The organism is Chengkuizengella axinellae, assembly GCF_030730905.1.
GTDB lineage: Bacteria > Bacillota > Bacilli > Paenibacillales > KCTC-33759 > Chengkuizengella > Chengkuizengella axinellae.
Map to the genome: position 1 here is coordinate 1,055,053 of NZ_JAVAMP010000001.1, position 14,738 is coordinate 1,069,790.

Consider the following 14,738-nt stretch of genomic DNA (forward strand, 5'->3'; position numbering starts at 1 on the left):
GGAGTGAAACATGTCTGAACTTGGTGAACTACTTAAGAAAGCTAGACTTGATAAGAATATCTCTTTAGATGAACTTCAAGAATTAACTAAGATACAAAAAAGATATTTAATTGCAATTGAGACAGGTGACTTCAATGCACTCCCTGGACATTTTTATGTCAAAGCGTTTATTAAAAGCTATGCTGATTCAGTCGGAGTTGATCGTGATCACGTGATGCAATTGTATCAGAACGACGTACCGACAGCTGCTAATCCTGGACCTAATGTAAGGAATATTCGCAGGAAAAAAAGAAGTTTTATAAGTACTGAAAAATTGACCAAATGGGCTGCCGTTTTTTTAGTCATATGTTTTATTGGATTAATTTTTGCAATCATTTATTACTTCTTGATAAGTGAAGATAAAGATCAGAACTTACTTGATGAAAACCCAGCTCTTACTTCCAAGCTAGAGGATGAACTAGCAGGTTCTCAGAATAATCCTGATAGTCCCATCGTTGATATCCAAGATCCTGAACCTGAACCTGAACCAGTTCCAGAGCCTCCCCCAGAACCAGAAGTTACTTTAGTCACAAGTGAAGGTGACACAAATACCTACACTGTATCCAATTCCGAAAAGCTTCAAGTTGAGATTAAAATCTTGAACAGAATATGGATGCAGGTTAAAAAGAATAACATAGATGGAGAAGAAATCCATCAGCAGCTATTTGAAACAAATCAAATAAACGAAATATTCCCAATTGAATCTCAAGATTCATTATGGATTCGACTAGGGAACGCTAATAATGCTGAAATTACCGTAAATGGAACTGTGATTGAGCAGGACATTGCAAATCCATGGAACTTTCAAATTAATTTGAAAAAATTTGACGAAAACCTAGAAGAAAATCCTGAGAGTGCTGCAGAATCCACGGATGAAAGCGCTAAAGAAGAAAATATAAATGAATAATCATTAAAAAGGCAGACTTGCATATAGTTTGCCTTTTTTGTAGTATAAAAAGGTAAAAATTTCTATAGGTGATGATTGTTGGAAAGGGGTAAGTATTATGGCTTCAGAATATTCATTTGATATTGTATCTAAGGTCGATCTGCAAGAATTAAGCAATGCAATCCATCAAGCAGAGAGGGAAATTCAAACTAGATTTGATTTTAAGGGAAGTAAAAGTGAGATTTCATTAAATGGTGAAGAAGTGACCGTCATTTCTGATGATGATTACAAACTACAAAGTGTCTTAGATATTTTAAAAACAAAGATGGTAAAAAGAAACGTTTCCGTTAAAAATTTGGAGTATGGTAAAGTCGAAGCTGCTGCTTCAAGTACAGTTAGGCAAAACATAAAGGTAAAACAAGGAATAGATCAAGATAATAGTAAAAAAATTAGAAAAATGATTCAGGATGAAAAACTCAAAGTAAAAACACAAGTACAAGGTGAACAAATTAGAGTGACCGGCAAGAATAAGGATGATTTGCAGAAAGTCATAAAAATGTTGAATGAGGCTGAATTAACGATTGAACTTCAATTTATAAACATGAGATAGAATTTAAAACACAGCTCCTACAAACTGGAATAAACTGTATTCTGGAGGGTTATTTTATTTTTGACAGCCTAATATGCATGTATTATACTTGTTAAGAATAAAATGCACATATATTTGGAGGCGCTATTGAATGAGTGAAAAAGTCAAACTAGTGACTCTTGGCTGTGAAAAAAATTTAGTGGATTCAGAAATCATGTCCGGTTTAATTCACGAACGAGGATACTCCATTACGGAAGATCAAAATGATGCAACCGTCATTATTGTGAATACATGTGGTTTTATAGATGCGGCTAAAGAAGAATCAGTAAACACGATCTTAGATCTTTCTGATCTAAAAACTACGGCTAGCCTAAAAGCTTTAATTGTTTCAGGTTGTTTAACACAAAGATACAAAGAAGAATTGATGCAAGAAATGCCAGAAATTGATGGCATTGTAGGTACTGGTGATTTTGATAAGATTAATCAAATCATAGACGAAGCCTTGGAAGGGAATAAACCTGCATATGTAGGCAATCCTATTTTCAATTATGAAACAGCATTGCCACGCAAAGTAACAACTCCTAGATATACAGCTTATGTAAAAATCGCAGAGGGCTGTGATAATGCTTGTACTTTTTGCAGTATTCCTATTATGAGAGGTGCATTTAGAAGCCGAAGTATAGAGTCTGTTTTAGCAGAAGTTGAACAGTTAGCTGAGCAGGGTGTAAAAGAAATTAGCCTAATTGCGCAGGATTCTACCAACTATGGTACAGATCTTTATGATCAATTTATGCTTCCGACATTGTTAAATCAGGTAAGTGAAGTTAAAGGTATCGAATGGGTTCGATTGCATTATGCTTATCCTGGTTTTTTTACGGACGAATTAATCGATACAATCGCTAAAAATCCTAAAATATGTAAATACATTGATATGCCTTTACAACACAGTGAAGATCAGATTTTAAAAAGAATGAGAAGACCAGGCAGACAAACGGATACAAGGGCACTGATTAAAAAGATTCGTGAACGAATACCAGAAGTTTCCTTGAGAACTTCTTTGATTGTTGGTTTTCCTGGGGAAACGGAAGAGGATTTTCAAAAACTATGTGATTTTGTGAAGGAAATCAAATTTGATCGTTTGGGTGTATTTACTTATTCTCAGGAACAGGATACACCTGCTTCTAGATTACCTGATCAACTTCCTGAAGATGTCAAAGAGCGAAGATCCAACATATTAATGGAAATACAAAGGGAGATTTCAAAAGAACAGAACAATAAACATATTGGTAAAATATTAGATGTTCTAATTGAAAGATACGATGGAAGAAATGATGTGTATATTGGACGTTCTCAATATGATGCACCAGAAATAGATGGAGAAGTATTTGTGTCGAACATAAAAGCTGACATTGGAGCAGTATACCCAGTTCGTATTACTCACTCTATTGAATATGACTTAACAGGGGAGGGGAATCTATGAACTTAGCCAATCGCATAACTTTGGCCAGGATTTTTTTGGTACCAATCATTATGTTCTTTTTATTGGTTAACTTAGATTTTCCACCTTTAGAATTTGCACAATTTGAAATAACTTACAGCCAAATCATTGCTACATTGATTTTTATTATTGCAGCAAGTACAGATGGATTAGATGGGTATATTGCACGTAAAAGGAAGATTGTATCAAATTTAGGCAAGTTATTGGATCCGTTAGCAGATAAGCTATTAGTTGCTGCTGTCTTAATTTCATTAGTAGATATGGAAAAACTAGATGCTTGGATTGCTATTGTCATTATTAGTCGTGAGTTTGCAGTGACTGGATTAAGACAAGTAGCACTATTGGATGGAAAAGTTGTGGCTGCAAGTAAATGGGGAAAATGGAAAACAGCTTCTCAGATTACAGCTATTATCGCATTGTTATTAAATAACTTTCCATTTACGTTCATAGGAATTCCATTTGATCTTATTGCTAGTTGGGTTGCTGTTATCATTACTGTTTATTCAGGTATTGATTATTTCGTAAAAAATAAATCTATCTTACATTTTTCAACAAATAAACAATAGGCCAGTTTTACTGCCTGTTGTTTTTGTTTTAGGAGGAGCATTGCATGAAAGCTGAAATCATTGCTGTTGGTACAGAAATTTTATTAGGGCAAATCGTAAATACAAATGCGCAATATTTATCAGAAGGACTAGCTCAACTAGGCATTGATGTGTATTTTCAAACCGTAGTAGGAGATAACAAACAAAGAATATATGATGTTCTAAAAACGGCACATCAACGTGCAGATCTAATTATTTGTTGTGGTGGACTTGGACCGACACAAGACGATTTGACAAAGGATATTTTTGCTGACTTTGTTGGAAAGCCGATGTATGTTCATGAGCCTTCTATGGAAAAAATGGTTCAATTATTTCAACAACGCGGGATAGAAATGACAGACAATAATATTAAACAAGCACATATTGTACCTGATTGTGAACCTTTGAAGAATGATACTGGGCTTGCAGTGGGTCTTGCTTTAACTCATAATCAACATCATTACATATTATTACCTGGTCCTCCTAGGGAGTTGAAGCCGATGTTTGAGCGTTATGCAGTACCTTGGCTGAAATCCCTCATAGGTGAGAAACTTCCATTGTATTCAAAGTACTTGAAATTTGCAGGAATCGGAGAATCTATATTAGAAGACCGACTAAAAGATTTAATGGAACAGCAAAAAGATCCTTCTATTGCTCCTTATGCTAAGGAAGGGGAAGTTTTAATTCGACTGACAACAAAAGCAGAGTCTGAACAGAAAGCCTATGAAAAAATGCAGTCAGTAGAGCAGGAGATTATGAATCGAGTTGGGAAATATCTTTATGCATCGGAGAATATTAGCTTTGAACAAGCTTTGATTAGTAAATTGGAATCTTTGGGTCTTAGTTTATCTGTTGCCGAGAGCTGTACTGGGGGGAAGCTTAGCGAACTCTTAACAAGTGTTCCAGGCAGTTCTTTAGTTTATAAAGGCGGTATTATTTGCTATAGCAATCAATTAAAGAATAAAGTGTTACACGTTCCTATGGAGGTCTTAGAAGGTGAAGGAGCTCCAGGAGCAATCAGCTCAGAATCTGCAGCATTATTAGCAGAAAACTTAAATCAACTCACGGATACAGACTGGTCTATTTCAATTACTGGCGTTGCAGGACCTACAATATCCGAAGGTAAACCTGTGGGACTGATCTATATAGGGATCAAGCAAAAAGGACGTCCTGCTGAAGTAAAGAAAATACAATTGCCAGGTAGTCGTGAGATGGTGCAACTAAGATCTGCCAAATATGCGTTGTATCAATTATGGAAGAAAATAAGGGAAATATAACAGAATGATATTTCCCAGGCAAGCGCATGAAATGATGCGAAAACCTTTGTTTCGACATGAAAATACATCGTTGGAACGACAATAAACTCTTGTTTCTTATTTTGGTTTCAGATATAATATTCATATCGGAAGCACCGTAACGAAGATTTTTCTTTGTTGCGGTTTTTTAAAAAACTTCAATCGAATATATGTTCGAAAAAATGCTTGGCAAGAACATAAAAACAAGGTATTATATGAGTATAAAGATGAAAAAAAGGAAGTGAGTTCTTTGACAGATCGTCGCGCTGCTTTAGATATGGCATTACGTCAAATAGAAAAACAATTCGGTAAAGGTTCCGTTATGAAATTAGGCGAATCTACTGGCACTCAAGTAGAAACGGTTTCAAGTGGAGCGTTAGCATTAGACATAGCGTTAGGAATAGGTGGCTTCCCTCGTGGAAGAATTATAGAAATCTTTGGACCTGAATCTTCTGGTAAAACTACTGTAGCTCTGCATGCTATAGCTGAAGCTCAAAAAGCAGGTGGACAAGCAGCATTTATTGATGCTGAACATGCACTTGACCCTGTTTATGCTAAAAAATTAGGTGTGAATATTGATGAAATGTTGTTATCACAGCCTGATACAGGTGAACAAGCATTAGAAATTGCGGAAGCATTGGTTCGAAGTGGAGCCATAGATATTATTGTTGTCGATTCTGTTGCTGCTTTAGTACCAAAAGCAGAGATAGAAGGCGAAATGGGAGATTCACATGTAGGGCTTCAAGCGCGCTTGATGTCCCAGGCTTTGAGAAAACTGTCAGGAGCTATTAGTAAATCAAAAACGATTGCAATATTTATAAATCAGTTGAGGGAAAAAGTAGGTGTGATGTTCGGAAATCCGGAAACAACACCTGGAGGAAGAGCACTGAAGTTTTATTCTTCTGTCAGACTTGATGTGAGACGCATAGAGACGCTTAAGCAAGGTAATGATATGGTAGGGAATCGAACACGTATAAAAGTAGTGAAAAACAAAGTAGCCCCTCCATTTAAACAAGCAGAGGTCGATATCATGTATGGCGAAGGGATTTCTCGTGAGGGAAGTATGGTTGACATCGGTACAGAATTGGATATCGTTAATAAAAGCGGAGCTTGGTATTCTTATGAAGGTGAGAGACTAGGACAAGGTAGAGAGAATGCAAAACAATTTTTAAAAGATAGTGTAGAACTTGCAGAAGAGATTGAAACAAAAATAAGGATAGCTACTGATTTGCTTCCGGATAAAGAGGAAGCAAAAGATGTTAAAGGTAACAAGGAAGAAGCTCCTTTAGCAACAAATGAATAATCTGTTGTGATCCTGAACGAATATCACTTGTAAAGCACCTTCCATGAAGGTGCTTTACTTTCATATATTAGGAGAGAAGATAGAATGACTACAGATTCTGCTGAAAATATGATTACCTTGGTTGAAAAACAAAAGAATAATCAAAATCGATACAATATTTACGTAAATGACCAATATGTATTTTCTGTTCATGAAGACATTCTGGTAAAACATCGTTTGCTTAAAGGTGAAGAGATAAACCAAACTAAAATGAAAAAAATCATAGAAGACGAGGAGACACAAATAGCCTATCGCCATGCGATTAGAATGATTTCTAGGAAACCCAAGTCAAGATATGAATTGAAGAAAAAGTTAATAGAAAAAGGTTACGAGGAAAGTCTTATTCATTCCGCATTAGATCAGTTAGAAAAAGAAAAATATATTGATGATTATAGCTACGCGGTTACCTTAGCAAATTATCGCATTAAGTACCAAAGGAAAGGTTTGAAGTGGATTGAACAAGAGTTGTCTCAAAAAGGAATCGAGAAAATGACAATTGCAAAAGTCACTGAAGAAGTTGACAAAGAAAGTGAATATAAAGCGGCTTATCACTTAGCTCAAAAAAGGTGGGAAAGGCACGATGGGGATACCATTCAAAAAAAATCTAAAATAAGTTCCTTTCTAATGAGAAGAGGATTTGAGTATTCTTTAATACGGAAAGTATTGCAGCAAATTGAAGAAGATGAAAGCCAAGAATGGTAGAATTACATTCATAACTTGACAACCTTAATTTATTAAAGATAAAATATTCATGTATATTCACCTATTTTTTTTCGCCAATTTTTATCAACATTCTGCCAAGTTTGAAAAACAATGATTAAATGAAAAAGTAAAAACGGATTAAAAAACCATATTATCCCAGGCTAACCCTTGGAGTTTTGTCAACGAGGAGGTGAAATGTATGGATCCCATCTTGACTGTCGTTCTCGTTGTTGGTGTTGGTCTAATGTGCTTCTTTATTGGTTATTTTATTCGCAAATCTCTTGCGGAAGCTAAGATCACTAGTGCTGAACATGCGGCTGAACAAATTGTTTCAAATGCGAAAAAAGATGCTGAAGCACTTAAAAAGGAAAATATATTAGAAGCTAAAGATGAAGCACACAAAATCCGAATCGAAGCTGAAAAAGACATTCGTGACCGTCGAAATGAAGTACAACGACTAGAAAGACGATTGTTGCAAAAAGAGGAATCGCTGGATAAAAAAATAGAATCTTTTGAGCGTAAGGAAGAAAAGATTGCCAACAAGGAGAAACAAATTGATGAAAGACAGGCACAAATTCAACTAATTCATGATAAACAAGTTTCTGAATTAGAGCGGATATCAAATCTTACCTTAACTGAGGCCAAAGACATTATATTAAATCGAGTTGAGCAGGAAACTCGACATGAAACAGCACAGCTTGTCAAAGAAATCGAACAAAGAGCGAAAGAAGAAGCGGATAAAAAAGCGAAAGATATCATTTCCCTTGCTATCCAAAGATGTGCTGCTGATCATGTTGCTGAAACTACAGTTTCCGTTGTCTCACTTCCTAATGAAGAAATGAAGGGTAGAATCATTGGACGAGAAGGCCGTAATATAAGAGCTTTAGAAACATTAACTGGTATTGATTTAATTATCGATGATACTCCTGAAGCAGTTATATTGTCTGGATTTGACCCAATCAGAAGAGAAATTGCTAGAACATCATTAGAAAAGTTAGTGGCTGATGGAAGAATTCATCCAGCTCGAATCGAAGAAATGGTCGAAAAATCAAGAAAAGAAGTGGATGAACGTATTCGTGAATACGGTGAGCAAGCTACATTTGAAGCTGGAGTTCACGGTTTGCACCCAGATTTAATAAAGATATTAGGACGCTTAAAATTCCGATCAAGTTATGGTCAAAATGTGTTAAGACATTCATTAGAAGTAGCTTATTTAGCTGGTCTAATGGCTGGCGAACTAGGAGAAGATATTACTTTGGCAAAACGTGCTGGACTTTTACACGATATAGGAAAAGCGTTAGATCATGAAGTAGAAGGATCTCATGTTGAAATTGGTGTAGAACTAGCGAAGAAATATAAAGAACATCCTGTAGTTATTAATAGTATCGCTTCACACCACGGTGATTGTGAAGCAACTTCAGTCATCTCCATGTTAGTTGGTGCGGCAGATGCGCTTTCTGCAGCAAGACCTGGAGCAAGAAGAGAAACATTGGAGACTTATATCAAACGTTTAGAGAAGTTGGAAGAAATCTCTGAATCATTTGATGGAGTTGAAAAGTCTTATGCGATTCAGGCAGGTAGAGAAATAAGAGTGATGGTTCATCCTGAACAAGTGGATGATGTTGAAGCATATCGACTAGCTCGCTCTATCACGACTCAAATTGAAGATGAATTAGAATACCCTGGTCATATTAAGGTGACCGTTATTCGAGAAACAAGAGCTGTTGAATACGCTAAATAGGATGATATTAAAAGTGGCTTATATAAGCCACTTTTATATTATCTAAAAAAAATTGAAATTACCTAAAACTCACCCTATGGTGATTTTTGTTTATAACATATGTTTAATGATTGAATATAGGCCCTAAGACAGGAGGAAAACAAAATTAAAGTATTATTTATTGGAGATATTGTTGGTTCTATTGGGAGAAAAGCATTGGAAGAAGTCTTGCCTAGATTAAAGCAAAAGTATTTCCCAGACATCATTATTGCAAATGGTGAAAATGCGGCAGGTGGTCGAGGAATTACTCGTAAAATAGCGAATCATTTTTTTGATTTAGGTGTGCATGGAATCACGATGGGGAATCATACATGGGATAATAAGGAGATTTTTGATTTTATAGATGATGAGAAACGATTGGTACGTCCAGCAAACTTTCCTGCTGGTACACCTGGAAGAGGTTTTTCAGTTATAAAAAATAGAAGTAAAGAACTAGTCATCATAAACTTACAAGGAAGAACTTTTCTTCCACCAATCGACTGCCCATTTGAGAAGGCAGATGAAATTCTTGAACAATTAAATCATAAAAATATATTAGTTGATTTTCATGCAGAAGCAACCTCTGAAAAAATTGCAATGGGTTGGCACTTGGACGGCAAAGTATCTGTTGTTCTTGGCACACATACACATGTTCAAACGAATGATAATCAAATTTTGCCAAATGGAACTGCTTATGTTACTGATATAGGAATGGTTGGTCCAAAGGAAGGTGTTTTGGGTATGGAACGAACAGCAGTATTAAGAAAGTTTAAAACTGCGCTTCCAGTTCGATTTACGCCTGCTGAAGGGAAATGGCAATTCCATGGTTCGGTTATACATATTGATGATGCTACAGGTCTAGCTAAAAAAATTGAGCTCGTTAGACTTGCTGAAGATGAAGTGATATTCGAATAAAATGTAAGATTAATAAATCTCTTTTCTTGAAAAGAAGGAATTTTTTTAATTTTCACGAATATTATTACTAATGCAAAGTATAGCCAAGGCAATCATTCCCAAGGAGGTACTGTCCATGGAAGTATTAAAAGTTTCTGCTAAATCCAATCCAAACTCCGTAGCAGGCGCACTGGCTGGTGTATTACGTGAGCGTGGAAGTGCTGAGCTTCAAGCTATTGGTGCAGGCGCACTAAATCAAGCGATAAAAGCTGTAGCTATTGCAAGAGGTTTTGTGGCACCGAGTGGGGTTGACTTGATTTGTATTCCTGCCTTTACAGATATAATAATTGAAGGAGAAGATCGGACAGCAATTAAATTAATTGTGGAGCCTAGATAATCCTAAATCTTATTGAACACCTGTTTACATTGTAGACAGGTTTTTTTATGTTTTAGAAGCGATTTTTTTGCTCTTTTTGAGCACTTATTCTATTTTTATATCAATTAGGAGGTTGTATCATGAAAATCATTGATGCTCATTGTGATGTGTTAATGAAAATGTATGAAAATGAGAACATACATTTTGATCATCACCTATTTCTAGATGTAACTAAATCTAGGCTATTAAAAAGCAATACATTAATGCAATGTTTTGCAATTTATATTTCCGAACAGATTAACAATCCAAACATAGATCATATTTTACAGTATGTTTATATATTTCACGATAAGGTGCTAAAACATAACAACTTTATTCATATAAAAAATAAATCAGACTTAAAATATGCATTAACAAAAAATAAAACAGGTGCTATGTTGACCTTGGAGGGTGTAGACGCGCTAGGAGGGAATCTAACTTATTTAAGAATACTTTATGAGTTAGGAGTTCGCTGCATTGGAATCACTTGGAACTATGGAAATTGGGCTGCTGATGGGGTGTTAGAGCCTAGAGGATCTTCATTTTCATTAAAAGGAAAAAAACTTGTTGAAATTTGTAATGATTTAGGGATTGTTCTGGATGTTTCACATTTAAATGAAAAATCATTTTGGGATTTTACTTCTTTCACAAACAAACCATTTATAGCATCTCATTCAAACGTATTTGATCTATGTAATCATGTACGAAACTTAAAAAAGAATCAAATTACAGAAATTATTAAAATAAATGGTAGAATAGGGTTATGTTTTTACCCGAGATTTGTCAATAATAGTGAGGATGCCTACATCAGTGATTTGTTAAAACATATTGAATATGTATGCGAACTAGGAGGAGAGCATCATTTAGGATTCGGTTCTGACTTTGATGGTATTGATCAATGTATGAATGATTTAAGGCATACAGGAGATTATATTACATTGAAGGAAACTTTATTGAAGTATTATCCAGAAAATATTGTGGAAGGTTTTATGTATAAAAATTGGTTTGATTTCTTTGAGGAAAACTTACCAAATAATTGAATTAGATGACTATTAATAGTAAAAATAGATTCTTTTATCGATTGATCTATTATTCGCATAGATATGATCTAAAATAACTATGTGTAATCTTTGTCAAAATCTATTGCTTTTTGTACCTTGAAATCTTAACATATTTATGAAACATATTTTAAAAATTTTGTGAAGTTTTTTTGAAAATTATATAAAATCTTATAGTGATGATTCGTTAAAGGAGTTGCATTTAGTGATTAGTCAATTGTCTTGGAAGATTGGTGGGCAACAAGGGGAAGGTCTTGAAAGTACAGATCGTATTTTTTCCACAGCTTTAAACCGTCTTGGTTATTATTTATATGGGTATCGCCATTTTTCCTCTAGAATTAAAGGTGGGCATACAAACAATAAGATAAGAATAAGTAAAAAACCTATACGCTCTATTTCTGATGATTTAGATATTTTAGTAGCATTTGATCAAGAAACGATTGATTTAAATGCCTATGAATTATGTGACGAGGGAGTTATAGTAGCAGACGCTAAATTCTCTCCAAAAGTACCTGAAGGTATTAAAGCGAGATTGTTTGCGGTTCCATTTACAGGGATAGCCGAAGAACTTGGAACATCCTTAATGAAAAACATGGTAGCAACAGGAGCATCTGCAGCATTGTTGGATTTACCAATAGATGTGATCAAAGAAGTAATCAAAGAAGAGTTTGGACGTAAAGGTGCTACAATTGTTGACAAAAATATTGAAGCGGTTTCCAAGGGAGCCGAATTTATTCAAGAACAAACAGGTGGACCTCTACCGGAACTGCAGATCGAGCCTGCAGATGGACAGAGACGTTTGTTTATGATTGGAAATGATGCGATTGGATTGGGTGCTTTAGTAGCCGGATGTAGATTCATGCCTGCATATCCCATTACTCCAGCATCTGAGGTTATGGAATATTTAATTAAAAGATTACCTAAATATAATGGTACTGTCATTCAAACCGAGGATGAAATCGCTGCAATCACAATGGCGATTGGAGCTAACTATGGTGGTGTACGTTCCTTAACAGCATCTGCAGGGCCAGGACTCTCCTTAATGATGGAAGGTATCGGTTTAGCTGGGATGACAGAAACTCCTGTAGTTATTGTGGATACTCAACGCGGGGGTCCAAGTACAGGATTACCAACAAAACAAGAGCAAAGTGATTTGAACGCTGTTATATATGGAACACACGGTGAAATTCCGAAGATTGTTATTTCTCCGAGTTCAATAGAAGAGTGTTTTTACGATACAGTAGAAGCCTTTAATTTAGCTGAGATATATCAATGTCCAGTAATTATCGTAACAGATTTACAATTATCCCTTGGTAAACAAACTGCTGAGAACTTAGAGTTCGAAAAGGTAGAAATTGATCGCGGTAAAATTGTAAGTGATATCGAGCCACGAGAAGATGGAAAATTATTTAAACGATTTGAAATTACTGAAGACGGAATTTCTCCACGTGCAATTCCTGGTACTAAAAATGGAATTTATCATGTGACTGGTGTTGAACATGATGAAGAAGGTCGTCCTTCAGAAGCAGCTGATAATCGTCAAAAAATGATGGATAAACGTTTAAGAAAATTAGAAAACATTCAAGTGACTAATCCAATTAAAGCAGATGCTCCACATGAAAATCCTGATCTATTAATTATCGGAATGGGATCTACAGGTGGAACTATTGATGAAGCAAGAACTAGATTAGAGAAGGATGGAATTTCTACTAACCATGCTACTGTTCGTTTAATGCATCCTTTCCCTACGAATGAATTAAAACCTTATATAGAAAAAGCGAAGAAAGTTGTTGTAGTAGAAAATAATGCGACTGGACAATTAGCTTCCCTAATAAAATTAAATGTTGGATACGCTGAAAAAATAGAGAATCATCTTAAGTATGATGGAAATCCATTTTTACCTTCTGATATTCATGAAACTTGTAAGGAGCTGAAATAGATGGCTACATTTAAGGAATTTAGAAATAAAATTAAACCTAATTGGTGTCCAGGCTGTGGAGATTTCTCCGTTCAAGCTGCGATTCAAAGAGCTGCTGCAAATACAGGATTAGAACCAGATGATTTAGCTGTTGTATCAGGTATCGGATGTTCAGGTAGAATATCTGGGTATATAAATGCAAATGGTTTACATGGAATTCATGGTCGTTCTCTTCCAATTGCTCAAGGTTTAAAAATGGCAAATCGTGAACTTACTGTCATTGCAGCAGGTGGAGATGGTGATGGACTTGCGATTGGTACTGGTCATACTGTTCATGCGATTCGTAGAAATATGAACATCACATACATTATTATGGATAATCAAATTTATGGTCTTACCAAAGGACAAACTTCTCCACGTAGTGCTTTTGGATTTAAAACGAAAAGTACACCTGAAGGATCTAAAGAAGGCGCATTACCACCATTAGAGCTTGCTCTATCATCTGGAGCTACTTTTGTAGCTCAATCTTTCTCAAGTAATTTAAAAGAAATGACCAATATTATTGAAGAAGGAATTAAACATGACGGATTTTCCTTTATCAATGTATTTAGTCCTTGTGTAACATTCAATAAAATCAATACGTACGATTGGTTTAAAGAAAATATTGTGAGTGTTGAAGATATTGAAAATTATGATTCTTCAGATCGAATTATGGCTATGTCTAAGTTGATGGAAAACGATGGAATGTTAACAGGTGTAATCTATCAAGATAAAACGAGAACAAGTTATGAAAATCATGTAGCAGGTTTTAAAGAAGAAGCGTTAAATAAACAAGATTTAGATTTATCTGAAGAAGAATTTGACCAATTAGTGGCTGAATTTAGATAATTTTTTGAACTTTTATGAAAGCATATGGTGAAAACCATATGCTTTTTTGTATAATTAAAAATTGACGGTATTTTTTCAAAACAAATGGGGTTGGGATGAATAGTACTAAAGGAAAAGTAACTTGATTTTTGGACATAATAGTAATAGAAATAAAAAGATCGTAAACTAGGGAGGAAGAAATCATCATGAAACAAGTTCCAGTTGGAGTATCTGCACGTCATATTCATTTATCTAAAGAGCATATCGAAATATTGTTTGGGAAAGATTATGAACTAACGGTATTGAAGGACTTATCACAGCCAGGACAGTACGCTGCGAATGAAACAGTGAAAGTGGAGGGAACGAAAAACTGTTTTGAAAAGGTTCGTATTTTAGGTCCAGCAAGAGGAGACAGTCAGCTCGAAATTTCCAAAACGGATTCATTTTATTTAGGTGTAAAAGCACCTGTACGTGAATCTGGTGATATTGAGGATTCACCTGGCATAAAAGTTGTTGGTCCTGCTGGTGAAGTAGAAATGGAAAAAGGGGTTATTATAGCTGCACGCCATATTCATTTTCATACAAGTGATGCTGAAAAATGGGGGATTCAAAACAAACAACTATTAAAAGTAAAGGTCAATGGGGAACGCCCTTTAATTTTTGAAGATGTCGTTGCTAGAATTTCGAATGACTTTGCTTTAGATATGCATATTGACACGGATGAAGCTAATGCAGCAGGTGTGAAAAATGGTGAAATGGCTGAGATTATTGATTAACAAATTACTCAATATTTTCCCTTTAAGCTCAGAAAAACACTAACGTTTAGCAAAAACTGTGGCATTAGTAAATCTTATACTGACAACAACTCTTCAGTCTTCGCCCTTGAAACTTG

At 35.2% G+C, this 14,738-nt stretch carries 14 protein-coding genes; all 14 read left to right on the forward strand.

Going from position 1 to position 14,738, the window contains the following annotated elements; genetic code table 11:
• Positions 1-10 precede the first annotated feature (10 nt).
• The 14 genes from Q5Y73_RS05285 to Q5Y73_RS05350 all read left to right on the forward strand — a co-directional run bounded on the left by Q5Y73_RS05285 (position 11) and on the right by Q5Y73_RS05350 (position 14,622).
• On the forward strand, positions 11-946 hold the full coding sequence (locus Q5Y73_RS05285; protein WP_305990773.1) for a helix-turn-helix domain-containing protein: 936 nt from the start codon (positions 11-13) through the stop codon (positions 944-946).
• A gap of 97 nt (positions 947-1,043) precedes the next feature.
• On the forward strand, positions 1,044-1,535 hold the full coding sequence (locus tag Q5Y73_RS05290) for a YajQ family cyclic di-GMP-binding protein (protein ID WP_305990774.1): 492 nt from the start codon (positions 1,044-1,046) through the stop codon (positions 1,533-1,535).
• Between the two features lie 130 nt (positions 1,536-1,665).
• Entirely contained in the window at positions 1,666-2,994 is a 1,329-nt protein-coding gene (rimO, locus tag Q5Y73_RS05295; protein ID WP_305990775.1) for a 30S ribosomal protein S12 methylthiotransferase RimO, read from the forward strand.
• A complete protein-coding gene (pgsA, locus tag Q5Y73_RS05300) occupies positions 2,991-3,578 on the forward strand; it encodes a CDP-diacylglycerol--glycerol-3-phosphate 3-phosphatidyltransferase (protein WP_305990776.1) in 588 nt (195 codons plus the stop codon). Before rimO ends, pgsA begins: the two co-directional genes overlap by 4 nt.
• 44 nt (positions 3,579-3,622) lie before the next feature.
• Entirely contained in the window at positions 3,623-4,873 is a 1,251-nt protein-coding gene (locus Q5Y73_RS05305; protein WP_305990777.1) for a competence/damage-inducible protein A, read from the forward strand.
• A 268-nt stretch (positions 4,874-5,141) separates the two neighbouring features.
• Entirely contained in the window at positions 5,142-6,194 is a 1,053-nt protein-coding gene (gene recA, locus Q5Y73_RS05310) for a recombinase RecA (protein ID WP_305990778.1), read from the forward strand.
• 84 nt (positions 6,195-6,278) lie between these two features.
• A complete protein-coding gene (locus Q5Y73_RS05315; protein WP_305990779.1) occupies positions 6,279-6,935 on the forward strand; it encodes a RecX family transcriptional regulator in 657 nt (218 codons plus the stop codon).
• A gap of 199 nt (positions 6,936-7,134) precedes the next feature.
• Positions 7,135-8,676, forward strand: a complete 1,542-nt coding sequence (rny, locus tag Q5Y73_RS05320) for a ribonuclease Y (RefSeq protein ID WP_305990780.1) — start codon at positions 7,135-7,137, stop codon at positions 8,674-8,676.
• Positions 8,677-8,820: 144 nt separating this feature from the next.
• Entirely contained in the window at positions 8,821-9,609 is a 789-nt protein-coding gene (locus tag Q5Y73_RS05325) for a TIGR00282 family metallophosphoesterase (protein WP_305990881.1), read from the forward strand.
• 115 nt (positions 9,610-9,724) lie between these two features.
• Positions 9,725-9,985, forward strand: a complete 261-nt coding sequence (locus Q5Y73_RS05330) for a stage V sporulation protein S (protein WP_305990781.1) — start codon at positions 9,725-9,727, stop codon at positions 9,983-9,985.
• A 119-nt stretch (positions 9,986-10,104) separates the two neighbouring features.
• Positions 10,105-11,043 (forward strand): dipeptidase, encoded by a 939-nt coding sequence (locus Q5Y73_RS05335; RefSeq protein WP_305990782.1) that lies wholly within the window; start codon positions 10,105-10,107, stop codon positions 11,041-11,043.
• Positions 11,044-11,266: 223 nt separating this feature from the next.
• On the forward strand, positions 11,267-13,000 hold the full coding sequence (locus Q5Y73_RS05340; RefSeq protein ID WP_305990783.1) for a 2-oxoacid:acceptor oxidoreductase subunit alpha: 1,734 nt from the start codon (positions 11,267-11,269) through the stop codon (positions 12,998-13,000).
• Positions 13,001-13,867, forward strand: coding sequence for a 2-oxoacid:ferredoxin oxidoreductase subunit beta (locus Q5Y73_RS05345; protein WP_305990784.1), 867 nt, complete (start codon positions 13,001-13,003; stop codon positions 13,865-13,867). It abuts the gene before it with no gap.
• Positions 13,868-14,052: 185 nt separating this feature from the next.
• Positions 14,053-14,622 (forward strand): phosphate propanoyltransferase, encoded by a 570-nt coding sequence (locus tag Q5Y73_RS05350; protein ID WP_305990785.1) that lies wholly within the window; start codon positions 14,053-14,055, stop codon positions 14,620-14,622.
• Positions 14,623-14,738: the final 116 nt, after the last annotated feature.